This is a genomic window from Mesorhizobium sp. M0208 (assembly GCF_040322015.1).
Classification (GTDB): domain Bacteria; phylum Pseudomonadota; class Alphaproteobacteria; order Rhizobiales; family Rhizobiaceae; genus Mesorhizobium.
On sequence record NZ_JAMYSP010000028.1, the window covers coordinates 25,003 to 50,617 of the forward strand.

The following is a 25,615-nucleotide window of genomic DNA, read 5'->3' on the forward strand; positions in this document are numbered from 1 at the left end:
TGATCAGGTTTCTGTCGGCCCCGGCTCGGCCTCGCTGGCTGCGGCAGTGTCGTTGAGGTGACTGCCCGCTATGCTGATCGGCCGCTGGCGCATCCGGACCGCCTTGTGACGACCGCTACGGAAATAAATCTCTCAGTCGCGAACGTCAGCCCCGCCAACGGAAGGCGGGGCTGGTAAGTTGATTGTCCCGGCAAGCTTTTTTGCCGGGGCGATTGGCCTAGACTAGGCAGGCACAAAGCCAAAATAGGCTTTGTAGGACGCCCCTTCGCCGGAAATCAGGGGCGTTTCCACTTTGAACCCAATCCCGCTGAAGGTGGTATTGTTCGTACGTGCCGCGAGCAACACCATCTGCTTTGCGGAGATGGTCACTGTCGCGCTCCCGATCCTGTCATCGCCCCAATCGAAGAGATCGCTGATGGCGCCGCCGATCGATGGCATCAAGGATCCCAGGGCCGGGCCGGCTATTGCGGCAATGATAGGTCCTGCCACCGGAATGAGGCCCAAAGCCAGCGTACCCGCCGTATGGACGCCCATCACGACCTTCTGCACTTCGTCCTTGTACTTGTTTGGATCGCCGAAATCGTTTTCCATCAGCACCGTACCGATATTGATGCCGTAGGGCTTGCCTCGATAGACCTCCATCAGGTCGGGTCTCGTATCTCCCGCATCGACGTCGCCATAGACCTGGCTGCGCTTGGTGTCGGCCATCTGCGGCGTTGTCACGCTGACGATGACATAGGGCTCGTCCGCACTCGACCCCTGATCCCAGTCGGTCTCGCCGAAGCAATGGAGGCCGGTATAGTGGACGACGACATCTCGAAGGTCGATCGCGCCGGTGTCGGGCCACCAGTATATGCCGCCGTTTTCAAACAGATTGGCACGGCCACCGTCGGCAAATTCGGTCTCGTCGGTGGTTGGGTACCCCAGATATGACTGTTCCCAGCCCAGGCTTTCCCACTTCTTGCGGATGTCACCGTACACCACGTTGGCTCCGGTGTTCGGTGTCCAGTAGATCGAGCCGGCATTGGCAAAATGGTTGTAGCGCCCGACGCCGTCGGGAGTTCCGGTTTCGTCGGTGACCGGATAGCCGAGAACCGAGCGCTCCCAGCCCATTGCTGCCCATTTGCTGCGAATTGCCCCCCAAATCGCTTGAGCACCGGTATTCGGTGTCCAGTAGATCGAAGCGGTATTGTTGTTGAAGTGATTGTATCGCCCGACGCCGTCGGGTGTTCCGGTTTCGTCGGTGCAGGGAATGCCCCACGCGAGACCGCCAAGCGCAATCCATTTCCTGTAGATGTCGCCGTGGATCTCAAAGGCGTCGTGCATGGCATCGTTGTAACAAATGCATGAGCCGTTCTTGAGATACCAGGCTTTTCCAGTCTCCTTCCTGTCGATCTCGGCGAAGCCGGCGCCTCCAAGGGAGTTGTACTTTTGCTGTATGACAGCTTCGGGCGAGAGGAGCGACCAAGGCCCGATCCTGAGCTGGTCGGAAAGTCTTGTGGCTCCAGCGCGGATGGTGCCGGCACGCACTCTCGAAGTTGCTCTGGCAGTATACGGCATGACCTTTTCCTTCCTGTGAGTGTTGGTATCGGGGGCTTCAGGCCTCCGGCGATCGGTTTTGATCGACGGGCCGAGGTTCCCAGACCGCGACTTACGGACGGCTTACAGAGTTCTGAGCTGCGCCAGAGCAATTCCAGGAAAAGTGTGGAACGGTTTTCCGTCCGGAACTGCGAAAAAATAAAGAGATAGAGCGGTTCGGCGTTTCCGTGAAACGATGAACCGGTCTAGAGAAACGGGCGCACGAGCGAACGCAGCAAAGGCGAGGGCTCGTCATCGCCGGTCGAAGCGAGCGCGCGTTCATAGCGCCGGTAATCCTCGATGGCGCCGGCGTGGTCGTTTCTGGAGAGGCTCTCCTGGATGAGCGTGCCATGGAGTTTGGCCGATTCCGGGTAGAAATCGAGCGCACGCCGGCACGCTTGGCGTGCCCGATCTGCGTTGCCTCGGCTCTGCCAGTGTTTGGCGATCCGCACGGCAAGCTCCACCAACCCGTCCCGCACCCGGTCGGCCGCGGCGTTCGACCAGGCGGGCGTCGGGCCATTCGAGAAAAGCGGGCCGACAAAGCCTTCCAGCAGCATCTCCTGCTCCTCGATTGCGCTGTCTCTTTGGCCCGACAGAACGGGTTTCAGCCGGTCTTCCCAATCCTGCAGATCGATCCAGACCTTGTCGGCAGCGAGCCGCAAACGGCCTTCTCTCAGCGTTACGAGTTCGCCTTGCCCGAGCAATTTGCGCAGACGATGCAGCGCCTGCTCCAAGGCCGCTTTGGCCTGGTCGCCGTCGAGGTCGGGCCAGAGCCAATCCTGCAGGGTTTCCACCGAACAGACCTGATCCCTCGACAGGCAGATAATGCGCAATATGTCGAGAGCGCGGGTAGGTTTGGCACCGGGCGCGACCTCGGCGCCATCGATCTCGAGGCGGAAGCCTCCCATCAAGTGTATCCTGAGCGGCCAAGGCCACTGGGCGGGGCGACCAGCGGGCGGGACCAGATATCGCGCCCGAACGACGCGGCGGCAGAGATCGACATCGATCTTTCGCTCCAGCGCATCGGCGATCAGCTCGGCTAGCAAGTCCGGCAGGTTGAGCAAGATCGCCGAGGGATTGACCTCGCGCAATGCCGCCATGAATTCAGCCAGACGAGTGCCATAGGACGCGCCGCCGTTCCACTTCTGCTCCAGGGCCCGTGCGGCTAGAATGCTGAGTTCGACACGCTGGCGAGGGCCGCCGCTCAGCCTTTCGGCGATCCCCTGAAGTAGCGCAATCGCCTCCGCCGGACGCCGGTCGGCCAGCAGGACCTGGTATTTGGTGACGTAATGCGGCCAGCGCTCGATCATCGGCTCGTTCGCCCGCTCGATCGCATCCATGAAGACATCGCAGTCGAGATAGGCCTTGGCGAAGTCGCCGTTGCGCGTGTGCATCGCCGCATGGCAGTCGGCGACGACCGCGACCTGGGTGGTGAACCTGCTGTCCGCGATCTCGCCCAGTCGGGAGACCAGCGCATTGAACTCCGAGAACCTGTTGTGAAGCTTCATCAGCAATTGGAGCTGGTAGAGGGCGCTGAACTCGACGCCCCGTAAGGCGTGCTGCTCGCCTATCGCCGTTGCGCGTCGCAACGCATCCTCGGCCGAGGCATAGACAAAACCGCGCCGCGAATAGGGGAAGTAACGGCCGCTGGCCGAGCCAAAGGACACCAGCCACATGCCGAGCACCAGCGGTGGGATATCCGGATGTTCGAGATCGGCGGCAACGCTGTCCACGGCATTGGCAAAAATGTCGCGCTGCCCCGACGAGGTCGCGTAGTCGATGAGCGCTTCGCTTGCCAGCAGGCGCAACTCGACCGAATCCTCGATCGGCAGATGTGTCAGGCGCTGCTGGATATCATTCACGAGGCGCTTCGCGTCATGGGCGTCGAATTCGCCAGGTTCGGCGAAATCGACGGCCCGCAAGATGCCGAGCCTGACCATCATGAGTTCCTCCGGATCCAATTCCGGCAACCCCTTGGCAAGAACCTGTGAGGCTCGGCGCGTCCAATCCGCCAGCCCCTCATGCGTACGCCAGCTGGCGGTCTTGACTACGACCGCCCGCGCGACCGTCAGGCATTGGCCGCGCATGTCGGTGTTCTCGAATGCTTGCCATGCCTTGGAGAAGTGCGGCTCGGCCTTCGCATCGTCCGACGCGAAGGCGACGCCCAGCCAATAATGGACCCACCCGTCCATCTCGTCGGGGGGCAGCCTGTTGCACCATTCGACGAAGCTGGCCCTGCGCCCTTGCGAGAGAACGCCGTTAGCGCACTCCAGAATGAGCTGGCGTGCCAGCGGCCAGGCGCCCGCCTGCAACGCCAGCACGATTGCCGCGTCGGTTTTGCCGGCCTCGTGCAGGACCTTTGCTGCCTGCTCGCGCAGCCTGGAACGGTCCGCTTCCGTCACGCGCCGGTCCAGTAGGGCGGCAAGGTATTCGCGCAACAAGTCATGCAGCTGGAAGGCGGCGCCGCCCGGACCGTCGCGCGTGATCAGCAGCTGGCGATGCTGCAGCCGCACCAGCAGGCGGGCAGCCTGCGGCGAACCCAGGAACGCATCGGCAAGGTCCGTGCTGATCTCCGGCAGAAGGTTGAGCCTGATCAGCAGATCCTGGTCCTCCGGCGCGATGTCGCGCAGGAAATAACGTCCGACAATCTCCCGAAGGCCGGCGCCTCCGGCAAGGCCGGTCTGCGAAAGCGGGTAGTACATTCCAGCATTGGCCAGCAGGAGAAGGCCCACCGCCCAGCCGCGCGCCTCCGAAATGTCGCCGACCTCGGACGGCGATTGCGAGCGGGCGGTGACGAGGTTGCGAGCCTCCGCAGGCGAAAACTCCAGCAGCGTTTGGTTGAGGACCGGCAACTGTCCCGACAGCACGAGGTCGGCGACATCGCCCTCGGGCAGCATCCGCGATGTGCAGATGCAGCGGACGGTATTGGGGCGTTCGCGCAACAGGATCGCCAGCGTCCGGCGAAAGCCTGGTGCATCGGCACGATGCAGATCGTCGAGGACTAGGATCGTGCCCGGATCAAGCCGCGAGAAATAGGTGCGGAAGAACAGCCGCGCGAAATCGTCGGAATTGTCGGCATATTCCGGACCAAAGACCGGCATGCCGGCATGCCTGCCGTCGAGCGACAGCGTCAGATAATGGAAAAGCCGCGCAACGTCCTGGTCCTCGGTGTCGACCCGATACCAGTTGTATGCCGATTCGCTTTGCTCCGGCCCGCCTTGTTCCAGCCCGCCGTGTTCCAGAAAGTCGATCACCGCGGTGGTCTTGCCGTATCCACCAGGCGCAGCCAGCCAGCATGCACCGCTGTCGAGGGCCTGCGAAAGCAGCGCCACTACGCGCGGACGGCTGACAATTCCCACTGGCCGGGGTGCCGAGAGCTTTGCTATCTCGCGCGGCGCGTCCCGGAAGGATTTATCCATTGTGAGGACTCTCGCAGCGCAGTCGCCTCGCGAAAACAGGTAATCGGTTCGCCCGCAACAACAAATCGCCGGCCGGCGTTGTGCTCGCCTGACGCGCCGTGCTCGCCGGCAAGGTCGCGGTTATCCCTTGTGCGACATGATATGCGAAACCCCGACACTCACGTCAGCGGTGTGTCTTGCCATCACTGCGTTCATTCGCATTGCAATCGTCGCATAGCCATTTCGTTCGTGGTCGGTAACTTCCGAGGGCTTGAAGAGCCACGGAAGGGGTGCAACCTGCGCGTCTTCGAAATTGGCCGGCAGATTCGATGGCACCGCCTTTTTTCCTAGAGGCAGCTCTAGCCCAAGGTCACTAAATTCCTTCTCGAGGCTGGCGTGCAGATGAGAAAGGACGACATAGATCGCCAGCTTTGATCTAGTCCTTTCTGTGTTGTTTAGATTGTACTCTTGAAGAACCTCATCGAACGATGGCGATACGTCACTTTCGGCAGCGGTAGCTCGTGTTGCAACAGCACCGGCCAGGGCCGTCGCTGCCACTCCTGTAAGACCTACAAAATCACGTCTTGTCGTGCCGGTCATGGTGAATTCCCCTCGGTTTTGAAGACGGGCCAAGTCTGGCAAGGAGGAGGCGCAGTGGCAATAGGCCGCATACGCTATTGGTGTAGAGGGCCTTTACGTCGCCGATGTGAATCCACCCGGCGACGACAGTGCCAAGCCGGCAGAGGCTCGCGATGCATTCGGTTGCTTGATCTGAGGACCCATGGAATCCAAGAAAGGTTCCTCAGCATTCACGGGGGGTTCGAAAAATCCGCTGGTGGAGCTGAGGAGGATCGAACTCCTGACCTCGTCATTGCGAACGACGCGCTCTCCCAGCTGAGCTACAGCCCCGTCCAGCGGATTGGGCTTTTATCGGCCGCTGCGGTTTCCTGTCAAGGCTGCCCTTGCTGCCGAAATGCCGTTCGGCCGTTCGTGCGCCTCGCCCACGCGTCGGAACGCGGCTCTTGCCGCTTTCAGCTACAGTGGCTACATGTCGGCAACAATCGGAGACCGGCATGATCGCCCTCATTCAGACCATTGTCATGGCGCTTGACCTTTACTGGTGGATCATCATCGCCTCGGCGATATTTTCCTGGCTCTACGCCTTCAACGTCGTCAACTCCCGCAACCAGTTCGTCGATACCATCAGCAACATGCTCTATCGGCTGACCGAACCGGCGCTGCGGCCGATCCGCCGCTTCATGCCCGATCTCGGCGGCATCGACATCTCGCCGATCATCCTGCTGCTGATCCTGTTCTTCATCCGGCAGTTCCTGCTCACCACCGTGCTTTCGCTGGTCGTCTGAGTGCAGGCGTCCCATGCGCGCGCTGTTCCGGACGCGCGCCGACGGTATCGACCTGTTCGTCCGGCTGACGCCGAAATCAGCGATGGACAGGCTCGAGGGGGCCGAAACGACTGCGGATGGGCGAAGCCATCTGAAGGCTCGCGTTCGCGCCGTGCCGGAAAACGGGGCCGCCAATCGAGCGCTGGAAAGGCTGGTCGCCAAGGCGCTTGGCGTGGCCGCTTCGGCCGTCTCGATCGTCGCCGGCGGCACCGCTCGGCTGAAGACGGTCCGTGTGCTTGGCGATCCCGCGGCGCTGGCGAAACGCATCGATACGCTGGGCACGCCTGCGCCATGATCTCGGCTCGCTCACCAACCCCGTAGAAAAAAGGCCGGGCTGCAAAGCCCGGCCAGATGTGAAGGTCGAAAACCTTCAGAGGGGAACGCGCCGGACGAATGGGAGGAAACATCCGGCGCAGCGTGCATATGGGTCGGCATCGCTGACGTTTCAATGACGGGAACGACAATAACAGCTTCGTGAAACCGGGCGGTGGATGTCGATGAACGCCTGGGATTGGGGACCTGTTTGACCGTTGTCTGGGCAATTATTCCTAAGCGATGTCGTCGCGAATGCAGGCCTTCAGATGGCCGTCGGCTGTCGCCCTCAGTGGCGGCACGGCCGCGGCGCAAGCCTCCAACGCGAACGGGCAACGGGTTCGGAAAACACAGCCCGACGGCGGGTTCGCCGGACTGGGAATATCGCCTTTGAGCACCTGCCGGCCTTGCCTCGCCAGCGGATCGAGCGATGGAATGGCTGACAGCAGCGCACGCGTGTAGGGATGCTGCGGCCGGGCATAAAGCTCGGCCGCCGGCGCAACCTCCATGATGCGCCCGAGATAGAGCACGATGACTGTGTCGCAGATGTACTCGACGACGGCCAGATCGTGCGAAATGAACAGCATGGTCAGGCCGAGCCGGAGCTGCAGGTCGCGCAACAAATTGATGATTTGCGCCTGGATCGAGACGTCGAGTGCCGAGACCGGCTCGTCGGCGACGATGAATTCCGGCTCGAGCGTCAGCGCCCGGGCGATGCCGATGCGCTGGCGCTGGCCGCCCGAGAATTCATGGGCGTAGCGGTCATAGGCGTCGAACGGCAACTCGACCGCGGCAAGTGCCTTCGCGGCCTTCGCCCGCCGCTCGGACCTCTTGCCAATGGCTTGAATGTCAAGGCCTTCGGTGAGGATCTGCCCTATCGTCATGCGCGGCGACAGGCTGGCGAAGGGATCCTGGAAAATATATTGCATCTTGCGACGCTGGCGGCGCAACTGGGCGGCACCCAGCCTGGTGATATCGGTGCCGTCATAGGTGATTTGGCCGGATGTCGGCTCGATCAGACGCAGCACCGAGCGGCCGATCGTGGTCTTGCCGGAGCCGGACTCGCCGACCAGGCCGACCACCTGGCCACGCCTGACATCGAAGGAAATGTCCTCCAGCGCCCTGACCACCGGGGCACGCGAGAATGCTGTCGGCGCAAAATGCTTAGTCAGGTTTTTGACCGAGAGGAAGGGAACGTCGGCCATCAGAGCTCCTCCCAACGCAGGCAGCGGCTTTGCTGGGTCGGCGTCGCCGCAAACAAGGGCGGGACTGCGGCGCGGCAGGCAGCGATAGCCATCGGGCAGCGCGGCGCGAAGGAACAGCCTTTGGGCAGCAGCGCGAGCGACGGAACATTTCCGGCAATGGTCGGCAGCGGCGTGCCCGCCAGCTTCAGTGCCGTGGCCTGGCCGAGCCGCGGCACCGAGCGCATCAACCCGGCGGTGTAGGGATGACGCGGACGGGTGAACACTTCGCTCACCGGACCTGTCTCGACGATACGCCCGGCATACATCACTGCTACCCGGTCGGCGATTTCGGCGACGACGCCGAGATTGTGGGTGACGAACAGGATGCCCATGCCGCGCTGCGCCTGCAGCTCGGCCAAAAGATCGAGGATCTGGGCCTGGATGGTGACGTCCAGTGCGGTCGTCGGCTCGTCGGCGATCAGCAAGCCTGGATCGCAGGACAGGGCCATGGCGATGGTGGCGCGCTGGCGCATCCCGCCCGAAAGTTCGTGTGGATACTGCCGCGCCCGCCGCTTCGGATCGGGAATGCCGACCTGCTCCAGCAGCCGCACCGCGTCTGCTTCTGCCTCGCGGTGCGATCTGCCGAGATGGATGCGGATCGGTTCGGCGATCTGCTCGCCGATCGTGTAGACCGGGTTGAGGCTGGTCATCGGCTCCTGGAACACCATGCCGATCTCGTTGCCGCGTATCTTGCGCAGCGACTCGGCATCGAGGTTGGTCAGTTCGGTGAGCGTGCCGTTCTTGCGGCGCAGCGCGATCGACCCCTCGGCGATATGTCCGACCCCTTTCGGCAGCAATCCGATGATCGACAGGCTGGTGACGGACTTGCCCGATCCGGATTCGCCAACGAGCGCCACGGTCTCGCCGGAGCCGATCGTCAGGTTGACATCCCTTACCGCCGCGATGTCGCGCCCCGCAATGCGGAACACCGCGCGCAGGCCGGAAATCGACAGGATCGGCGTGGCGCTCAGCGGAGCAGCCCCACATCGCGAAGGATCATGTCGATCTTTGCGGTTTCCTCGTCGTTCAGGCTGCGCTGCGGCCGCGCCATGGTGTTCGAGGCGATGATGCCGAGGCTCTTCATCGCCGCCTTGAAGGCGCCGACGCCGGCCGAGCCGGCGCTGGTCCTGCCGAGCGAGATCCAGACGATCTCGAACAGTTTCAACAACCGCTCCTGCTCGAGGCGGGCTTCGGCAAGCTGGCCCGCCTGCGTCAGCTTCCACAGCCTGACATAACCATGCGGGTCGACATTGGCGAGGCCCGGCACGACGCCATGCGCACCCATCGCCAGCACGCTGTCGACCAGGATCTCGGAACCGGTCATGCCGAAAAAACTGGGATCGTCGGCCATGTCCTTGAGCACGTAACGCAGATTGCCGTCATCGCCGCTGGAATCCTTGATACCCGCAATGGCTCCTTCCCTGGCGAGACCGACCGTGGTCTTGCGCTCCAGCTTGACGTGCACGCAGACCGGGATGTCGTAGGCGATGACCGGAATGTCGATCGCATCTTTGATGTAGCGGAAGTGATCGCCGATCTCAGGCTGGCTGGTGCGGGTATAAAACGGCGCGGTGACGACGATGGCGTCGGCACCGGCCGATCTGGCGATGCGGGCGTGGTTGATGACGCGGTCGGTCGTCGGGTCGATAACACCGGCGAAGATCGGAACCCGGCCGTTATTGACCTTGACCGCGTGCTCGAGGATGGCCCTGCGGCCTGCCTCGTCGTGGAAGACCACCTCGCTGGTCGAGCCCAGCACGAACAACCCGTGGACGCCGCCGTCGAGCAGATTCTCGATGGTGCGCGTGAACGACGGGAAATCGACGCTGAAATCGGCATTGAGCGGGGTGACGACAGGTGGGACGACGCCGGTAAACAGGGGCATTTTTATGAACCTTCGAGGTCAGTTGAGATCGGAGCGGGGATCGAATGCATCGCGCAGGCCGTCGCCGATGAAGTTGATGGCGAGCACCGTGAGCACCAGCGCGGCGCCTGGGAACATCCATTGCCACGGATAATTTTCAAGCACGACGGTGGAGCGGGCGAGATTGAGCATGTTGCCCCAGCTGGCTTCGGGCGGCGCGATGCCGAGGCCGAGGAAGGACAGGCCAGCCTCGAGCAGGATGGCGTTGGCGATCTGCAAGGTGGCATAGACGACCAGGATATCGATGCAATTGGGCAGGCCGTGCCGGAACAGCAGATGCGGCAGCCCCGCGCCCATGCCGCGGGCGGCAACGACGAAATCGCGCTCGCGCAGTTCGAGCAGCCGGGCGCGCACCATGCGCGACAGCACCGGCCAGGAGAGCAGCGAGATCACCAGTATGGTGGGCGCGATGCCGGTGCCGGCTATCGAAGCCAGCACCAGCAGGAAGATCACCGGCGGCAGCGTCATCGCCAGATCGACCAAGCGCATCACCGTGCCGTCGACGAGGCGCCCGCCAAAGCTGGCGGCGCCGACCAGGAAGCCGATGACGGTCGATATGGCGACCGAGCAGACGGCGACCAGCAATGAGATCCGCCCACCTTGCAGCAACCGGGCCATGACGTCGCGCCCGACGCCGTCGCTACCCAGCCAATGAATGGCCGACGGCGCCTTGTTCATCGCCCTGAGGTCGATGGCGTTCGGGCCGAACGGCCACCACAAAGAATAGGTCGAAACCACCAGCAGGATCGGGATGACGATCAAAAGCCCGGCACGCGCCGCGCGGTTTTCGAAAAAGCGGTCGAACGCGCGGCGGAGCGGCCCCTTGGTGTGCGGTAAGGCTGTCGGGTCGACCGTTGGGTCCGGCGCAGTGATTGCCATCACGCCACCTGAATGCGCGGGTCGACGACGGCATAGACGACGTCGGTCAACAGGTTGACCAGGATGACGCAAACGCCGATCACCAGCGTGGCGCCCATGATCACCGGGTAATCGCGGGTGCCAACGGCATTGACCAGAAGCAGTCCCATGCCCGGCCAATTGAACACGCTTTCCAGGAAAATGGCGCCGCCGATGGCGATGCCGACGGTCGAGCCGATCAGCGTGATGACCGGCAAGAGCGCGTTGCGGGTTGCATGCTTGATGATAACCCAGAATTCGCGCACGCCCTTGGCGCGCGCCGTCCGCACGTAATCCTGGTTGAGCACTTCCAGCAGCGAAGCGCGCATGTAGCGCATGATCAGCGCGGCATGGCCGATGGACAGCAGGCAAGCGGGCAGGATGAGGTGCGCAAGCACGTCGGTCATCGAGAACGGCGCACCCGCGGTCTGCATGCCGCCGGACGGCGCCCAGCGCAGCAGCACCGAGAAGAAATAGAGGCCAAGCAGCGCCGTCAGAAAAGCCGGGCTGGAGATACCGATAAACGACAGCACCGACAGCGCGATGTCGGACGGTTCGTTACGGCGCACCGCGCTGAAAATGCCGGCGGAAATGCCGAGCACGATGGCGATCGCCAGGCCCGTGCCCATCAGCAGCGCGGTCGGGCCGATGCGCTCCATGACCAGCGGCAGCACGGCGACGCCGCTGCGCTGGATCGAAAAGCCGAAATCGCCGCCCAGCGCCGCGCGCAGCCAGGCCAGATATTGCACGGGAAGCGGCCGGTCGAGCCCAAGCCGTTCGCGCAGCCCCTCGAGATCGGAGGCGGACATCGGCACCGACGGGTTGATATAGGCGTCGATCGGATCGCCCGGCGCCAGCCGCAACAGGATGAAGATGAGGATGCTGAGCGCGACCAGCATCAGCAATCCTGTAGCGCTGCGGCGGGCAATGAAGCTCAACATGGGCTGTCCGTGGCGGTGGCAGGCGGCGCCAAAGTGGTCCGCCTGCTCGCTTCGTTGCGGGGTTCTTACTGGATATCCCAGCGCTCCGGGTGAGCTGCGTAGGGGCCGCCGCCCGGCGCCGGCGTCCAGACGAAGTCACGCAGCTTGTTGGAGGCCACGCCATAGCGGTTGGCCACCCACAGCGTTGCCCAGGGCAGGTCCTTGTTCATCACCTTGCAGACCTCCTGCCAGGATTGATCGATCTTGGCCGGATCGGTCTGGCCGAGGGCGGCGTCCAATGCAGCGCTCAGATCGTCGAATTCGATGCGCATGGTGTTGAAGCCTGCCGGCGGGATCTGCGACTTGTTGAGGCCGGGGTTGAGGCTGGCCGGATTGGGGCCGTTCTGCAGGCCGGCATAGACCATCGGAAAGGCGTTCCAGTCCGGCGTGCCTTGTTTGTAGACGATGCCGTTATAGGTCGGCGTATCGACGACGCGCGGCACCACGTTAATGCCGACTTCGGCCAGCATCGACTGAATGGCGGCCATCACGTTGGCCGCTTGCGGCGAGCCGTAATAGGTCAGCAGGGTGATCGGTTTGTCGCCGTTGATCTTGTCCCAGCCCGCCTCGGTCAGCAGCGCCTTGGCCTTGGCCGGATCGTAGGCATATGGTTCGAGACCCTCGGGAACGAGATGCGGCGCGACATAGCCGCAATTGGCCGGCTTGGCGGCACCGCCATAGAGGCTGTCTATGATGGCGTTGCGGTCGATCGCGTACATGATCGCCTGGCGGACACGGGTATCCCTGAACAGGTCGACCTTCTGATTCAGGCCGATATAGTTGACCACGTAGGAGGCACCTTCGATCACCTTGAAATTGCTGTCGCTTTTGAAGGAGGCCGCATCGTCGGGCTCGACATAGGTGAACTGGATTTCGCCGGCACGGAGCGCGGCGACGGCCGCCGCCGGTGACTCGAAATAGCGGTTGATGAGCACGTCTACCTTCGGCTTGCCGCTGCGATAGTCGTCGTCGGCTGCCAGCTCGACATATTGGTCGCTCACGTAGCGTTTGAACTTGAACGGGCCGGTGCCGACCGGAGTGGTCGACCACCAGGTGCTGGTCGCCAGCGCTTCCGGCGACAGGGTGGCCAGGGCATGCTCCGGCAGGATCATCAGCTGCGAGAGGATCGATAGAAACGATCCGTTCGGTTTCGATAGCTTCACCACTGCGGTGTGGTCATCCGGCGCATCGACCGAGGCGATGTCGGCGAGACGGGCGGCAAACAGGCTGCCGGAGGCCTTGTTCTTGGCAAGCTCGAGCGTGAACTTGACGTCCTTCGAGGTGAACGGCTTGCCGTCGTGCCAAGTCTCGTTGACCAGGTTGAACGTATAGGTCAGCTGGTCGTCGCTGATCTTGTAGTCCTTCGCGAGGTCGCCTTCGATCTCGGTCAGCCCGGCATTGTAGATGACCAGCGGTTCAAAATAGGTGCTGAGCCAGGTGTAGCCGCCGGTCGCGACCAGCGGGTTGAAGTTCTTGGGAAAGCCGCCGGGACCGACGTCGAAGCCGCCGGCGATGGTTTTGGCGTTTTGTGCCTGGACGCTGGTCACTGGGGCAATGCTGGCGAGCAGCAGCCCTGCGATAGAGAATGCGGTGGTCCTGATGCGCATGGTTTCCTCCCTTGGCATGTTCAGGGTGTTCGGTTTTTGGCGATAACCTGCTGGATTCCCCGGTAATGGTCGTCGAGCCGCCGACGCGCCTGGTCGACATCCTTGGCGGCGACGGCCTCGACGATCTCGTGATGGTCGCGCCATGTCGCCAGCGGCGTCGGATTATCGAGATTGGTGAAATTCGAGGCCTTGTTGAACGCCATCCAGAAGATGTCGATCAGCGCGCTCAGCATGCGATTGTTCTGGCAGCGGAACAGCAGCTGATGGAATTGCTGGTCCTCTTCGGCGAAGCTCTCATGGCGCTCGGCACGTTGCCGCATGCGCTCGGTCAACTGGCGCAGCGCCTCGATGTCGTCGGCGCTGATCATCTCGATTGTCTTGGCGATGAGGCCGGTTTCCAGCACGCGACGGATTTCGCGCAGCTCTTCGACGTCGCGGAGCGAATCCTGCAAACCGTAGGCCAGGTTGTCCAGCAGTGGCTTGAACGAGAACTCCTTGACGAACACGCCGATGCCGCGTCGCGTCTCCAGGATGCCGATCGATTCCAGCGCCTTGATGGCCTCCCGCACGGAGTTGCGGCCGACGCCGAGCCGCTGCGCCAGGAACGTCTCCGGCGGCAAGGGATCGCCGGCCTTGAGCTGGTTGCTTTCGATATAGGCCCTGAGGCTTTCCTGCACGGTGACGTGAAGGAGCGGCGGCCTGCTCAACGGTTCGATCGACTTCAGTTCCGCCATCCCACTGCTTTCATCATCCGCTGGACTACCCCTGCCCGCTGCTTGTCGTATAGCTACTTGTAGGATATCCTGCAAGCCCATAGCAAACATGTTGCTCCCGAATGAAGATAATCCTCGCCGGCTCGAGCCACTGGCACGCCGAAATGCACCTCGACGCCGCACGCTTTTACGGTGCGGAGATCGCCGGTATCTGGGATGAGAATCCTGGCCAAGCGCATGCGTTCGCCGCGCACCACGACCTGCCGTTTATTGAAGATTTCACGGAGATACTCTCCAGCCCGCCGGACGTGATCCTGTTGATGGGGCACCCTTCGACGGTGCCGGCGCGGGTACGTGCGATCATCGGGGCAGGGATACCGCTGATCCTGGAGAAGCCGGCGGCCAGCCATACGAGGGAACTGATGGCGCTGCGCGACCTCGCCCGACAGCACCAGGCCTTTGTCGCTGTGCCCCTGCCCAATCGTTTCGGGCCGGCCGTTGCCGCCTTTGAGCGGCTGCACCGGCAGGGCCGTGCCGGTGTGGTGGCGCATTGCCAGTTCCGGCTGGTCAATGGCCCGCCTGGGCGCTACATCGCCGACGGTGTCGCCTGGGTCGTCGACCCGGCGGTTGGTGGTGGAGGTGCGTTGCGGAATCTCGGCATACACGGCGTGGATGCTGCACTCAGCCTCGCAACCGGTAGGCTTGGCCTGAAGACCGTTTCGATCGCGAACCGCATCCATCCGGGCCCGGTCGAGGATCATGCGCTGCTGGTGCTGGAAGACGAGGCCGGCGCGCTGTTCATCGTCGAGGCCGGCTACACCTTTGCCTCGATGCGCCCCGGTGGCGACTTCGAATGGCGCATCGTCGCTGCCAATGCGACCCTGGTCGACCACGGTGATCGTGCCATCTGCGCCACGCTCGACGATGCGGCAATCGTCGATCTGCCGGTCGAATTGCCGGCAACGCGCTACCGTCTGTGCATGCGCGACACGCTTGACCGGCTGGCCAGAAAGGCGCCTCCGTCGGTGTCCATCGAGGATTACGTTGCGGCGATGTCGCTGATCGACGCCGCTTACGAAAAGGCAGGACCATGATTGGACTAGGAATTATCGGCGCCGGCGATTTCGGCGCAGCCCATGCGCGGGCAATCCGCGAGGTTGGAGGCATTCGCCTCGCCGCCGCCTCTCGTGGAAATTCCGATGCACTGCGGCAATTCACCGCCGAATATGGCGGCAGCGGCTACACCGACTGGCGTCGGCTGCTGGACGACAAGGAGGTCGACGCGGTCCTCATTGCCAGCCCGCATCACCTCCACGCCGAAATGGCCATCGGCGCGGCAGAGGCCGGCAAGCACATCCTGCTCGAAAAGCCGATGGCGCCGACGGCGGCCGCCTGCGATGCGATCAATGCCGCCGTGGCCGAGAGCGGCGTCAAGCTGATGGTCGCCCACCTCATGCATTTCGCCCTGCCCTGCATGGCGGCCAAGCAGGTGCTGGAGGAAGGAGTGCTCGGCCGGCCGCTCATCGGATCGAGCTGGATCATCAAGCTGTGGATGGAACACAATCGCCGCGACTGGCATCTGCGCAAGGCGAGCGGCGGCGGCATGCTGTTGACTGCCGGCATCCACGCGCTCGACCGCCTCGTCTGGCTGATGGATGACGATGTCGTGTCGGTAAGCGGCATGCTCGGCGCCAAGTTCCATGACCAGGAAGCAGACGACACCGCCTTGCTCGGACTGCGCTTCGCCGGCGGCGGCATCGGCCAGGTGCAGAGCGTCGGGTACCGCACCGGCGCTACGACCTACGCCATGGACCTTATCTGCGAGCAGGGAACGCTGCGCATCGACATGGACCGCGGCACCATGCTTGGCCGCGAGACGGTCTGGACCGAGCTGCCCGGTTCCTTTGAGCCGAACTGGATGCATAACGCGCTGGTGCGCGAATGGCGCGCGATGCGCAATGCCATTGCCGACGACACGCCGGTGCCGGTCGACGGTGCCTATGGGCGCAAGATGATCGCCATCATCGAGGCCGCCTTTGCCTCGAACGAAACCCGCCGCGAACACGAGATCGCCGGTGGACGCTGACCTCGACGACCATCTGGCCCGCTTGCCCGCACACGCACCGCGCGGCGTCTGGGGCGCGGTGCTGCTGGCCATCGACGATCGCGGAGCGATCGACTGGCAGGCGACGGAAGAGACGATCGCCCGGCTCTGCGCCTCAGGCGTCGACGGCGTCTTTTCCAATGGCACGGCCTGCGAGTTCCATTGCCAGACCGAGCCCGAATTCGACCGGCTTTGTGAGTTGGTCGCAACCATAGCCGGCCGCGCGCGCCTTCCTTTCCAGATCGGCATCAGCCAGTCCAATCCGCGCGTCGCGCTGGAGCGGCTGACGCGGGTCGCCGGACTTCGCCCGGCGGCGGTGCAGTTCACGCTGCCCGACTGGTGGCCGCCCAGCGACGACGAGGTCATGCGCTTTGCCGGCGGCCTGTGCGACGCCGCGCCTGAAACGCCGCTGGTGCTCTACAATCCGCCGCACGCCAAGCGCCACCTGACGCTCGACGGCATCGCCAGTCTGCGTGCGGCCGTGCCATCGCTGGTCGGCGCCAAGCTGCCGGGCGGCGACCCCGGCTGGTATGCCGACATGCGCCGCAAACTGGACGGATTTTCCGTCTTCGTCCCCGGCCACACGCTGGCAACAGGCTATGCTGGAGGGGCCCATGGCAGCTATTCCAACGTTGCCTGCCTCAACCCGAAGGGCGCGATGATGTGGTGGCAGATAATCCGCACCGACATGGCCGCCGCTGCCGAGGTCGAGGCCCGCATACAGGCCTTCCTCGCCGCACATGTCCTACCGTTTCGCACCCGTTACAATGTCGGTGATGCAGCACTCGATAAGGCGATGGCGGCGGCCGGCGGCTGGGCGCCGCTCGGGCCGCGACTGCTCTGGCCCTACAGCTCCGTTCCCGATCAGGAAATACCGACGCTGGTCAGGGCGGCTCACGCGGCTTTCCCGGAATGGTGGTAGACCCGTCACCAAGGCGCGGGACGACGGAGGCTCTTCAGCAGCCGGCGCGTGCTCCCTGTGTCGCGCGTGACGCAAACGCCCCCGGCTGAGGGACATCGGCCTCGCGCCGTGCCAGCGAATTGCGCAAGAGCGCGATCGCCTCGCGGCCGGCGGTCGCAATCTCGCGTGGCCTGTCGACGCCGACGATCATGAACTCCTTGATCCCCAAAGCGGCGTAAGAAAGCAGCGAAAGCGCGACCTGCGCCGGCGGCCCGGCAAGTTCGAGCGCCTTCTGGCAGGAAGCGGCCGGTTTGTCTTCCGAACGGATTCGGACCGGAAGCGCGAAACGCAGCTTGCCGGCCCGGCCGTGTTCGGCAGCAGCGCCGCGTACACGCTCCATTGACTGGCGGATTTCTGCAAGCGAGCCCGGCGCCAGCTCGAACACATCCGCATGCCTGCCCGCGACCCTGAGCGCCGTGCCCGACTGTCCGCCCATGCGGATGGTCACATCGGCACCATGCGGCCCCTTGCGCGGCACATAGCCGCCTTTGATGCTGTAAAAGGTGCCTTCATGGTCGAACGGCCTGTCGTTCGACCACAACCGCTTCAGCAGCACCAGATATTCATCGATGCGTTGCCAGACCACTGTGTGGCCGGCCGGACGTGCCTCGGCATCGTCGTCGCTCAGCGGCTCGCTGAGCATCCTGAGCGACAGCCGGCCACCGCTTCTCGCGTCGAGGGCAGCGAGTTGCCGCGCCGCCACGGTTGGTTCGATCACGCCTGCCCAATGCGTGAGCACGACCTCCAGGGACGAGGTCCGGTCCAGCGTCTGGGCGGCAAGGTCCATATTGGTCAGCAGTCCGGCCTGGTCGTCGATGACGATCTTCCGGAATCCGGCATCCTCGATCAGTGACAGCTTCGTCGCGGTCTCGACAAAGTCGTAGAAAAAGCTGGCGTTGGTGGCGTGGATCTTACCGGGAACATGCGTGAACTCGATCGGCATTGCCATCTCCTCCATCACGTTGGAATCAGGGCGCGCAAAAGCGCACCGGCATTCGGTTCATCAACTCCGGAATTTCTGCAAACGGCAGGCCGCTATCCCGAGGAAGCCTCGATGATCAGAGCCTTGACAATCAGGGGATCAGCCCCAGTACCACTGCCCCGGTGAATACAAACGCAAGGGCAAAGACGAGATAGGCGAAAGCGCCGGCGTAGGCCGGCCGCCACACCTGGTCGGAACCCAGCCTTTGGCCTTTGCGGGCAGTCTGAGCGTTCTGGCTATAGGACATATCGACCTCCGTCTCGGCGCTTAATCTATAAAATCAGTAGACTTTGTCGAGTGCTATTTTCGCGCGATCCTTAGAACAATTTTCTCCAAATGATAGACACATTAGTGCTTTTACTGCTTAGCGCTGCCTTTTGCGGCATGCCGGGGTGACGGCAGGAAACGTCAGGTCCATGTGTCTGTGGCTCCTTGGCCATCCAATGGATGAGGGATAGCATCGCTTCAGCGGAAAGCCGCGACGTCACGGCAAGGCAGCAGGGAGCATACCATGGGCACAAGACTGGCCGGCAAGGTCGCCATCATTTCGGGCGGCGCGACGGGAATGGGCGGTGCGGCCTCGGAGCTTTTCGCGGCCGAGGGCGCCAAGGTGGCGATCGTCGACCGCAACGGCGAAGCGGCGGCGGCTACCGCAGCGGTAATCAGGCAACGCGGCCATGTCGCCGAGCACTGGGTCGCCGACGTATCGGATGAGGCGCAGGTCGAAGCGGCGGTGAAGGGCGCGACGGAAAAATTCGGCCCGGTTACGGTTCTGTTAAACCACGCCGGCACCATCGTCATCAAACCCTTCCTGGAGACCACGCTGCAGGAATGGGACTGGCTGCATGCCGTCAATGTGCGTTCGATGTTCCTGATGACGCGTGCCGTGCTGCCCGGCATGATCGCCGCCGGCGGCGGTTCCATCGTCTGCACCTCGTCGATCTCGGCGGTGGCGGCGACGCCGATGGAGGTGCTTTACGACACCACCAAGGGCGCCTGCCATATGTTCGCGCGTGCCATCGCCGTCGAGTTCCGCGACCGCAACATCCGCTGCAATGCGGTCTGTCCAGGGTTCATCAGGACACCGCATGGCCTGCGCGAGGTCGCCGATCTCGACAAACTCGGCGTCGATGTCTCCGACGCGGCAATGGCGGCGCAACAAGGGCGGATCGGCGAGCCGGAAGAGGTCGCGAAGGCAGCCCTGTTCCTGGCCAGCGACGAGGCCAGCTTCGTCAACGGCGCGCATCTGTTCGTCGACAACGGCTTCACGGCGATGTGAAAAGCGGAGCGCCGCTCTACCGCTCTTCGCGCCGGAACGGCTTGAGCAGCGCCGACGGGGCCACCGCATTGCGCGACATCACCGCCATAGCGACGATGGTGAAGATGAACGGCAGCATCAGGAAGGCCTCGTAGGGGATATGGCCAAGCCCGCTCGCCTGCATGCGCAACTGCAGGGCATCGACGAAGGCAAACAGCAGTGCCGCGCCTGCCGATCGCCACGGATCCCAGCGGCCGAAAACGACGAGCGCGATTGCCACCCAGCCACGCCCCGAAACCACGCCGAAGGTGAAGGCGTTGAATTGCGCCATCGACAGGAAGGCACCGGCCAGTCCCATCAAGGCACCGCCGAGGATCACCGCCTGGAAGCGCGTAGCGATGACGCTGACGCCGGCCGAATCGGCGGCGCGCGGGTTTTCGCCGACCATGCGGACCGACAGGCCCCAGGGTGTGCGGTAGAGCACGAAGGCGGCCAGGGGAATAGACAGCATCGCCATGTAGACCAGCGAAAACTGGTTGAACACCGCCGGCCCAAGCACCGGTACGTCGGACAGGATCGGGATCGGCAGCGTCTCGAACCCCTTGATGTTCGGTGGCACCGATTGCTGGCCGAAGATCAGCCGGTAGAGGAAATAGGCAAGGCCCGACGAGAACAGCGTCACGCCGATGCCGCAGACATGCTGGCTGAGGCCGAGCGCTACCGTGAACAGCGCATGCACGGCACCCATCAGCGCCCCGGTCAGCACCGCCGCAAGCACGCCGAGCCACAGGCTGCCGCCCAGGCTCGCCGCGGTGAAGCCGGTCATTGCCGACAAAAGCATGATGCCTTCGATGCCGAGATTGAGCACCCCGGCGCGCTCGGAGAACATCTCGCCCAGCGTCGCGAAGGCCAGCGGCGTGGCGATGCGGATGATGGCGGCCAGGAAGCCGACCTGGAAGATCTGTTCCAGCACCACGCTCATTTGGCTATTCCCACGCGACGGATGCGATAGGCGGTGAACAGCAGCGCCACCAGCATGGCGAGCAGCGCAGTTCCCTGGATGACATCGCTGAGGAAGGCCGGAACGCCGGTCGCCCGCGACATCGCCTCGGCGCCGGTCATCACCGCGGCAAGGAAGATCGCCGCCGGCACCACGCCGAGCGGATTGAGCCTCGCCAGCATGGCGACGACGATGCCGGAATAGCCATAGCCCGGCGAGATGTCACTCATCACCTGGAAATGCACGCCGCCGACCTCGCCGACGCCCGCAAGGCCGGCCAATGCGCCAGACAGCAGCGCCGTCGAAATCAGCACCCGCTCGACATTGATGCCGCCATAGCGCGCGGCTTCCGGGTTCTCGCCGGTGACCCTGATGCGGAAGCCGAGCGTCGTACGCGCGACCACGAACCAGATCAGGGGTGCCGCGACCAGCGCCGCGACGACGCCGAGATGCAGCCGCGTGCCTTCGATGAGTACCGGGAAATTGGCCGTATCCTCGATCGGCGGCGAGATCGGGTAGCCGCTGAAACTGTCCTTCCATGGCCCCTCGATCAGCGCCATCAGTGCGTAGAAAATGACCGAGTTGAGCAGCAGCGAGCTGACCACGTCATCGACCCTGAATTTTACCCGCAGCGTGGCGGGGATCAGGGCGACGGCCGCGCCGGCGGCGGCACCCGCCAGCGCCATCAGCAGCATGGCGAGCGGCCCCGGCATCGGGATTGCACCGACGGCACAGCTCGCCACCGCACCAGCCAGCAATTGCCCTTCGGCGCCGATATTCCAGAATTTGGCGCGGAAGGCGACTGCCACGGCCAGTCCCGTGAAGATCATCGGGGTGGCACGCACCAGCGTTTCGGTGACGGCGTAGCTGTCGCCCAGCGACGCCGAAAACATTACGCCATAAGCCTCGACGACGCCGGCGCCGGCCAGTGCGATGAGGCCGCTGCACAGGATCAGCGTCGCGCCGATTGCGAGCAGCGGCAGCGCCAGATTGAACCAGGCGGGCGTTGAGGTGCGGGCCTCGAGACGGAACATCACGCCTCCGCTCCGGTCATCATCAACCCGAGTCTAGCGACGCTGGCGTCGGCACTGTCGAGCGTGCCGACGATGCGGCCCTCATACATCACCGCGATACGATCCGAGAGCATCAGCAACTCTTCCAGGTCCTCGCCAATGACGATGATGCCGCAGCCCTTGGCGCGCATGTCGAGGAATTTTTCGTGGATGAAGCGCGCGGCGCCGATGTCGAGGCCGCGAGTCGGCTGCGAAACGATCAGCACCTTTGGATCGAAGGCGAGTTCGCGCGCCAGAAGCGCCTTCTGCAGATTGCCGCCGGAAAGCGCCCCGGCGCGCGTCATCGGGCCGGGGCAACGTATGTCGTAGGCCTTGATCTGCGCCTCGGCGAAGGCGCGGATCGCATCCGGCTTGAGCAGGCCGTTGCGGCTGAACGCCGCCGTGCCGATGCGTGGCAGCACCATGGAATCGGCAAGCGGCAGATTGGTGACCAGCCCTGTCGTCATGCGGTCTTCCGGGATGCGGCCGAGGCCGAGCGCCTGGACTGTGCTCGGCGAGAACCGCGAAACCGCTTTGCCGGCTATGGTCATCTTCCCGGCATCGGGCGCACGCACGCCGGAGATGACCTCGGCAAGCGCGCGCTGGCCATTGCCGGAGACGCCGGCGATGCCAAGGATCTCGCCGCCACGAACCGACAGCGAAACATCGTGCAGCGCCATGCCGGAATGATGCGATGTCGAGATACCGTCGAGGGTCAGCACGGCCGCACCGGGCATCGACGGTCCTCTGGCCGGAGGCACGATCTCGTGGCCGCACATCAGCCGCGCCATCTCCGAGGACGTCGTGCTGGCCGGCGCATCGACCCGGCCGGCGACGCGCCCGTGCCTGAGCACGACGCAGCGATGCGTCAGCGCCCGCACCTCGTTGAGCTTGTGCGAGATGAAGATGATGCCGAGCCCTTGTGCCGCCATCGAGCGCAGCGCCGAAAACAGTCCGTCGACCTCTGTCGGCGCCAACACCGCTGTCGGCTCGTCGAGGATCAGCAGCCTTGCGCCGCGAAACAGCGCCTTGACGATTTCGAGCCGCTGCTGCTCGCCGACCGCCAGCGCCGAGACGGGAAGGTCCGGGTCGAGCGTCAGCCCGTGCTGGCGGCCGATCTCGGCGAGCCGCGCCAGCCCGCCGGGACGATCGATCCGGCCCGATCTGCCGGGAATACCGATCAAGAGGTTTTCCAGCACCGAAAGCCGCGATGCGAGATGGAAATGCTGGTGCACCATGCCGATGCCGGCGGCAAGCGCATCGGCCGAACTGTTGATCGTCACCGGCCGGCCCTGCACCAGGATCTCGCCGGCATCGGGCGCATAGGCGCCGAACAGCACATTCATCAGCGTCGTCTTGCCGGCACCGTTTTCGCCGAGCAGCCCGAGGATTTCACCCGGCGCGACGCTGAGATCGACGGCTTCGTTCGCCTTGACGGCGCCAAAGCTCTTGGAGATGCCGCGCATTTCGATGAGAGGGGCAGGCGTTGACAAGGCGGGATCCTGGTGGCGTTGACGCCGATATCCCTCCCCCTTGAGGGGAGGGTGCCGAGCGAAGCGAGGCGGGAGGGGTCACCTCAACTGCCTCGACCTCTGACTGAAAAAGATGGAGCGCGTCGCCGCGGACCCCACCCGGCTCTGCGGGCCACCCTCCCCACGAGGGGGAGGGCAAGCACCTAATCCGAGACCGGCGTATTCTCATCGACATCGACGCGGAAATTGCCGTCAAGGATTTCGGCCTTCTTCTTTTCGACCAAGTCCTTGACCTCGGCCGGCAGCGTCTTGTCGAACTTGTGGTAGGGCGCGAGGTAGGAGCCGCCCTTGGCCATGCGCGAGAAATCGCCGTAATCCTGCGCGGTGAAGACGCCGGCCTTGACCAGCTTGATTGCCTGCTCGACGGTCGGATACATGTCCCAGACCGGGCCGGTGATCACGGTGTCGGGGCCGAGGCTCGATTGGTCCGACATGTTGGAGATAGCGAGGATCTTCTTCTCGACCGCCGCTTCGATGACGCCAAAACGCTCGGCATAGATGACGTCGACGCCGGCGTCGATCTGGGCGACAGCAGCTTCCTTTGCCTTCGGCGGATCGAAGAACGAGCCGATGAAGGCGACCTTCTTCTTGATGTTGGGATTGACCTCCTTGGCGCCGGCAAAGAAGGCGTTGACCAGCCGGTTCACTTCCGGAATGCCCATCGCCGCGACGGCGCCGATCGTGCCCGATTTCGACATTTTTCCGGCAATCATGCCGGACAGATAGGCCGGCTCGTGGATCCAGTTGTCGAAAACCCCGAAATTCGGTTCGGCCGGCCCGGCGCCGGAGCCGAACAGGAAGGCGGTCTTCGGGAATTGCTTGGCGGTCCTGCGCGATTCGCGCTCGGCGGCGAAGGCATCGCCCAGCACCAGCTCATAGCCGCCCTGCGCATATTCGCGCATGACACGGCTGAAATCGGCGGTCTGTACCTTCTCCGACCATTTGTATTCGATGCCGAGTTCCTTCTCGGCCTTCTGCAGGGCGACATGGATCTGGTTGTCCCACGGTTCCTCGATCGGCGTGGCGAAGATCGCCGCCACTTTCAGCTTCTTGGTCTTGGCAAAGGCGCTCCTCGGCAGCATCGCCGCCGCCAGGCCGAGCGCGCCCAGCTCCAGCACGTTGCGTCGCGAAAGCCCTTCGCGTTTCGATTGGATTCTGCTCTTCCCGTTGTCCATTGCATGCCCCTCTGATTGGCGCCGTGTCGAGCCGGCTCTCTTCTCTGGAATATCGGCGAAGGAACTATGGAACGGTGCCCGGCTTTTGTCCACATGGTCAAATTTGGCCGGGCGGAACTGCTGTAAACGTTCGTGTAATCGCACCTTTAGAACGACCGGAGCTGCTTGCTCACAATCTCTCGAGCGCCACCGCGATCCCCTGGCCGACCCCGATGCACATGGTCGCGAGGCCGTAGCGGCCGCCGCGTTCGCGCAGCTCCAGCGCAGCCGTGCCCGTGATGCGCGCCCCGGACATGCCGAGCGGATGGCCGAGCGCGATGGCGCCGCCATTCGGGTTGACGTGCTCCGCATCCTCGGCAATGCCGAGTTGGCGCAGCACCGCGATGCCTTGCGAGGCGAAGGCCTCGTTGAGCTCGATGACATCGAATTGTCGCGGCTCCAGGCCGAGCCGGGCGCATAGCTTTTGCGTGGCCGGCACCGGACCAATGCCCATGATGCGCGGCGCCACGCCGGCGGTGGCACCGCCGAGAATACGGGCGATCGGCGTCAACCCGTATCTTTTCACGGCCGTTTCCGAGGCGACGATCAGCGCTGCGGCACCATCGTTAACGCCCGAGGCATTGCCGGCGGTAACCGTGCCGCCTTGCCGGAACGGCGTCGGCAACTTGGCTAACGAGTCGATCGTCGTGCCTGCTCGCGGATGCTCGTCCTTTGATACGATCACCGGATCGCCCTTGCGCTGCGCGATCGTCACCGGCGTAATTTCCTTCGCCAGCCGACCATTGGCTTGCGCGGCGATTGCCTTGTCCTGGCTGCGCACGGCAAACGCATCCTGGTCTGCGCGGGAGACAGCGAACTCTTCCGCCACGTTCTCACCGGTCTCCGGCATCGAATCGACGCCGTATTGCTTCTTCATCAGCGGATTGATGAAGCGCCAGCCGATCGTGGTGTCGTAAATCTCGGCATTGCGCGAAAAGGCGGTCTCCGCCTTCGGCATGACAAACGGAGCACGGCTCATCGATTCGACGCCGCCTGATACTATCAGCTCCGCCTCGCCGGCTTTGATGGCGCGGGCAGCAATCATCACCGCATCCATGCCCGAACCGCAGAGGCGATTGACGGTCGAGCCGGGAACCTCCTTGGGCAGGCCGGCCAGCAGCAGGGACATCCGCGCCACATTACGATTGTCCTCACCGGCCTGGTTGGCGCAGCCATAGACGACATCGTCGATGGCGGCCCAGTCGATGCCCGAATTACGCTCGACCAGCGCCTTCAAAGGGATAGCGCCGAGATCGTCGGCACGGACCGCCGACAGCGAACCGCCGAAGCGTCCAATCGGCGTGCGGATGTAGTCGCAGATATAGGCCTCGGCCATAATGCAGCCTTCCCTTTCCCGGCCCAGCCATGTTGGCCGCATTCTCCTCGAGACGAAAGCACATCTCGCCGCCGGCCGTTAGGCCAAAGACAATTTCAGCTGCCGCCTGCGGGGAGCGGC

General features: G+C 63.7%; 23 protein-coding genes and 1 tRNA gene. 6 read left to right on the forward strand and 18 right to left on the reverse strand.

Translation table 11 applies throughout. The features are described 5' to 3' along the window. Window positions 1-222: 222 nt before the first annotated feature. The 4 genes from NKJ17_RS24010 to NKJ17_RS24025 form a co-directional block, all read right to left on the reverse strand. Window positions 223-1,560, reverse strand: coding sequence for an LGFP repeat-containing protein (locus NKJ17_RS24010; RefSeq protein WP_352690254.1), 1,338 nt, complete (start codon window positions 1,558-1,560; stop codon window positions 223-225). 224 nt (window positions 1,561-1,784) lie between these two features. Continuing rightward, a complete protein-coding gene (locus NKJ17_RS24015) occupies window positions 1,785-4,997 on the reverse strand; it encodes an AfsR/SARP family transcriptional regulator (RefSeq protein ID WP_352690256.1) in 3,213 nt (1,070 codons plus the stop codon). Window positions 4,998-5,117: 120 nt separating this feature from the next. After that, the gene (locus NKJ17_RS24020) at window positions 5,118-5,576 is read right to left on the reverse strand and encodes a hypothetical protein (RefSeq protein ID WP_352480022.1); all 459 of its coding nucleotides are present in this window, start codon (window positions 5,574-5,576) and stop codon (window positions 5,118-5,120) included. 233 nt (window positions 5,577-5,809) lie between these two features. Further along, a tRNA-Ala gene (locus NKJ17_RS24025) sits at window positions 5,810-5,885 on the reverse strand. 164 nt (window positions 5,886-6,049) lie between these two features. Between NKJ17_RS24025 and NKJ17_RS24030 the strand changes: the two genes are divergently transcribed. Further along, window positions 6,050-6,340: a YggT family protein gene (locus NKJ17_RS24030; protein ID WP_023678162.1), complete on the forward strand. Its 291-nt coding sequence runs from the start codon at window positions 6,050-6,052 to the stop codon at window positions 6,338-6,340. Window positions 6,341-6,353: 13 nt separating this feature from the next. Beyond that, window positions 6,354-6,674, forward strand: a complete 321-nt coding sequence (locus tag NKJ17_RS24035) for a DUF167 family protein (protein ID WP_352690258.1) — start codon at window positions 6,354-6,356, stop codon at window positions 6,672-6,674. 253 nt (window positions 6,675-6,927) lie between these two features. Here NKJ17_RS24035 and NKJ17_RS24040 read toward each other — a convergent pair whose 3' ends face one another. The 7 genes from NKJ17_RS24040 to NKJ17_RS24070 form a co-directional block, all read right to left on the reverse strand. After that, window positions 6,928-7,896, reverse strand: a complete 969-nt coding sequence (locus tag NKJ17_RS24040) for an ABC transporter ATP-binding protein (RefSeq protein WP_352690260.1) — start codon at window positions 7,894-7,896, stop codon at window positions 6,928-6,930. Beyond that, entirely contained in the window at window positions 7,896-8,906 is a 1,011-nt protein-coding gene (locus tag NKJ17_RS24045; protein ID WP_352690304.1) for an ABC transporter ATP-binding protein, read from the reverse strand. Before NKJ17_RS24045 ends, NKJ17_RS24040 begins: the two co-directional genes overlap by 1 nt. Then, complete coding sequence (locus tag NKJ17_RS24050) at window positions 8,903-9,820, reverse strand: dihydrodipicolinate synthase family protein (protein WP_352690263.1); 918 nt, start codon at window positions 9,818-9,820, stop codon at window positions 8,903-8,905. Before NKJ17_RS24050 ends, NKJ17_RS24045 begins: the two co-directional genes overlap by 4 nt. 18 nt (window positions 9,821-9,838) lie before the next feature. After that, window positions 9,839-10,738 (reverse strand): ABC transporter permease, encoded by a 900-nt coding sequence (locus NKJ17_RS24055; RefSeq protein ID WP_352690265.1) that lies wholly within the window; start codon window positions 10,736-10,738, stop codon window positions 9,839-9,841. Beyond that, window positions 10,738-11,697: an ABC transporter permease gene (locus NKJ17_RS24060; RefSeq protein WP_352690267.1), complete on the reverse strand. Its 960-nt coding sequence runs from the start codon at window positions 11,695-11,697 to the stop codon at window positions 10,738-10,740. Before NKJ17_RS24060 ends, NKJ17_RS24055 begins: the two co-directional genes overlap by 1 nt. Window positions 11,698-11,762: 65 nt before the next feature. Then, window positions 11,763-13,343: an ABC transporter substrate-binding protein gene (locus NKJ17_RS24065; protein ID WP_352690269.1), complete on the reverse strand. Its 1,581-nt coding sequence runs from the start codon at window positions 13,341-13,343 to the stop codon at window positions 11,763-11,765. 20 nt (window positions 13,344-13,363) lie between these two features. Further along, window positions 13,364-14,077 (reverse strand): FadR/GntR family transcriptional regulator, encoded by a 714-nt coding sequence (locus NKJ17_RS24070; protein ID WP_352690271.1) that lies wholly within the window; start codon window positions 14,075-14,077, stop codon window positions 13,364-13,366. Window positions 14,078-14,178: 101 nt separating this feature from the next. Between NKJ17_RS24070 and NKJ17_RS24075 the strand changes: the two genes are divergently transcribed. Genes NKJ17_RS24075 through NKJ17_RS24085 form a run of 3 tightly spaced genes read left to right on the forward strand, consistent with a single transcriptional unit; the run spans window position 14,179 to window position 17,082 of the window. Next, a complete protein-coding gene (locus tag NKJ17_RS24075) occupies window positions 14,179-15,150 on the forward strand; it encodes a Gfo/Idh/MocA family protein (protein ID WP_352690274.1) in 972 nt (323 codons plus the stop codon). Continuing rightward, complete coding sequence (locus tag NKJ17_RS24080) at window positions 15,147-16,142, forward strand: Gfo/Idh/MocA family protein (protein ID WP_352690277.1); 996 nt, start codon at window positions 15,147-15,149, stop codon at window positions 16,140-16,142. Before NKJ17_RS24075 ends, NKJ17_RS24080 begins: the two co-directional genes overlap by 4 nt. Then, complete coding sequence (locus NKJ17_RS24085; RefSeq protein ID WP_352690278.1) at window positions 16,132-17,082, forward strand: dihydrodipicolinate synthase family protein; 951 nt, start codon at window positions 16,132-16,134, stop codon at window positions 17,080-17,082. Before NKJ17_RS24080 ends, NKJ17_RS24085 begins: the two co-directional genes overlap by 11 nt. A 34-nt stretch (window positions 17,083-17,116) precedes the next feature. Here the strand turns inward: NKJ17_RS24085 and NKJ17_RS24090 are convergent, their stop codons facing one another. Both NKJ17_RS24090 and NKJ17_RS24095 read right to left on the reverse strand, forming a co-directional pair. Beyond that, window positions 17,117-18,064 (reverse strand): LLM class flavin-dependent oxidoreductase, encoded by a 948-nt coding sequence (locus tag NKJ17_RS24090; protein WP_352509100.1) that lies wholly within the window; start codon window positions 18,062-18,064, stop codon window positions 17,117-17,119. 130 nt (window positions 18,065-18,194) lie between these two features. Beyond that, window positions 18,195-18,350, reverse strand: a complete 156-nt coding sequence (locus tag NKJ17_RS24095; RefSeq protein ID WP_023678176.1) for a hypothetical protein — start codon at window positions 18,348-18,350, stop codon at window positions 18,195-18,197. A 264-nt stretch (window positions 18,351-18,614) separates the two neighbouring features. Here NKJ17_RS24095 and NKJ17_RS24100 point away from each other — a divergent pair, with 264 nt between their 5' ends. Then, window positions 18,615-19,382 carry an SDR family NAD(P)-dependent oxidoreductase gene (locus tag NKJ17_RS24100; protein ID WP_352509101.1) on the forward strand — a complete coding sequence of 256 codons (768 nt, stop codon included), beginning with the start codon at window positions 18,615-18,617 and terminating at the stop codon, window positions 19,380-19,382. A gap of 16 nt (window positions 19,383-19,398) precedes the next feature. On the opposite strand, the gene NKJ17_RS24105 is transcribed toward NKJ17_RS24100, so the two are convergent. From NKJ17_RS24105 to pcaF, 5 genes are all read right to left on the reverse strand, one after another. Further along, entirely contained in the window at window positions 19,399-20,343 is a 945-nt protein-coding gene (locus tag NKJ17_RS24105; RefSeq protein ID WP_352509102.1) for an ABC transporter permease, read from the reverse strand. Next, a complete protein-coding gene (locus NKJ17_RS24110; protein ID WP_352509103.1) occupies window positions 20,340-21,395 on the reverse strand; it encodes an ABC transporter permease in 1,056 nt (351 codons plus the stop codon). The genes NKJ17_RS24105 and NKJ17_RS24110 overlap by 4 nt, the downstream gene beginning before the upstream one ends. After that, entirely contained in the window at window positions 21,395-22,879 is a 1,485-nt protein-coding gene (locus tag NKJ17_RS24115; protein ID WP_502896211.1) for an ABC transporter ATP-binding protein, read from the reverse strand. Before NKJ17_RS24115 ends, NKJ17_RS24110 begins: the two co-directional genes overlap by 1 nt. A 209-nt stretch (window positions 22,880-23,088) precedes the next feature. Then, a complete protein-coding gene (locus NKJ17_RS24120) occupies window positions 23,089-24,120 on the reverse strand; it encodes a BMP family protein (protein WP_352509104.1) in 1,032 nt (343 codons plus the stop codon). A 169-nt stretch (window positions 24,121-24,289) separates the two neighbouring features. Continuing rightward, complete coding sequence (gene pcaF / locus NKJ17_RS24125; RefSeq protein ID WP_352509105.1) at window positions 24,290-25,495, reverse strand: 3-oxoadipyl-CoA thiolase; 1,206 nt, start codon at window positions 25,493-25,495, stop codon at window positions 24,290-24,292. Window positions 25,496-25,615: the final 120 nt, after the last annotated feature.

Coding starts and splice junctions, on each gene's coding strand:
- NKJ17_RS24080 (WP_352690277.1), top strand. CDS start 15,147: ATGATTGGACTAGGAATTATCGGCGCCGGCGATTTCGGCGCAGCCCAT.
- NKJ17_RS24050 (WP_352690263.1), bottom strand. CDS start 9,820: ATGCCCCTGTTTACCGGCGTCGTCCCACCTGTCGTCACCCCGCTCAAT.
- NKJ17_RS24090 (WP_352509100.1), bottom strand. CDS start 18,064: ATGCCGATCGAGTTCACGCATGTTCCCGGTAAGATCCACGCCACCAAC.
- NKJ17_RS24055 (WP_352690265.1), bottom strand. CDS start 10,738: ATGGCAATCACTGCGCCGGACCCAACGGTCGACCCGACAGCCTTACCG.
- NKJ17_RS24010 (WP_352690254.1), bottom strand. CDS start 1,560: ATGCCGTATACTGCCAGAGCAACTTCGAGAGTGCGTGCCGGCACCATC.
- NKJ17_RS24105 (WP_352509102.1), bottom strand. CDS start 20,343: ATGAGCGTGGTGCTGGAACAGATCTTCCAGGTCGGCTTCCTGGCCGCC.
- NKJ17_RS24070 (WP_352690271.1), bottom strand. CDS start 14,077: ATGGCGGAACTGAAGTCGATCGAACCGTTGAGCAGGCCGCCGCTCCTT.
- NKJ17_RS24115 (WP_502896211.1), bottom strand. CDS start 22,879: ATGCGCGGCATCTCCAAGAGCTTTGGCGCCGTCAAGGCGAACGAAGCC.
- NKJ17_RS24065 (WP_352690269.1), bottom strand. CDS start 13,343: ATGCGCATCAGGACCACCGCATTCTCTATCGCAGGGCTGCTGCTCGCC.
- NKJ17_RS24110 (WP_352509103.1), bottom strand. CDS start 21,395: ATGTTCCGTCTCGAGGCCCGCACCTCAACGCCCGCCTGGTTCAATCTG.
- pcaF (WP_352509105.1), bottom strand. CDS start 25,495: ATGGCCGAGGCCTATATCTGCGACTACATCCGCACGCCGATTGGACGC.
- NKJ17_RS24100 (WP_352509101.1), top strand. CDS start 18,615: ATGGGCACAAGACTGGCCGGCAAGGTCGCCATCATTTCGGGCGGCGCG.
- NKJ17_RS24040 (WP_352690260.1), bottom strand. CDS start 7,896: ATGGCCGACGTTCCCTTCCTCTCGGTCAAAAACCTGACTAAGCATTTT.
- NKJ17_RS24020 (WP_352480022.1), bottom strand. CDS start 5,576: ATGACCGGCACGACAAGACGTGATTTTGTAGGTCTTACAGGAGTGGCA.
- NKJ17_RS24035 (WP_352690258.1), top strand. CDS start 6,354: ATGCGCGCGCTGTTCCGGACGCGCGCCGACGGTATCGACCTGTTCGTC.
- NKJ17_RS24095 (WP_023678176.1), bottom strand. CDS start 18,350: ATGTCCTATAGCCAGAACGCTCAGACTGCCCGCAAAGGCCAAAGGCTG.
- NKJ17_RS24075 (WP_352690274.1), top strand. CDS start 14,179: ATGAAGATAATCCTCGCCGGCTCGAGCCACTGGCACGCCGAAATGCAC.
- NKJ17_RS24030 (WP_023678162.1), top strand. CDS start 6,050: ATGATCGCCCTCATTCAGACCATTGTCATGGCGCTTGACCTTTACTGG.
- NKJ17_RS24015 (WP_352690256.1), bottom strand. CDS start 4,997: ATGGATAAATCCTTCCGGGACGCGCCGCGCGAGATAGCAAAGCTCTCG.
- NKJ17_RS24120 (WP_352509104.1), bottom strand. CDS start 24,120: ATGGACAACGGGAAGAGCAGAATCCAATCGAAACGCGAAGGGCTTTCG.
- NKJ17_RS24060 (WP_352690267.1), bottom strand. CDS start 11,697: ATGTTGAGCTTCATTGCCCGCCGCAGCGCTACAGGATTGCTGATGCTG.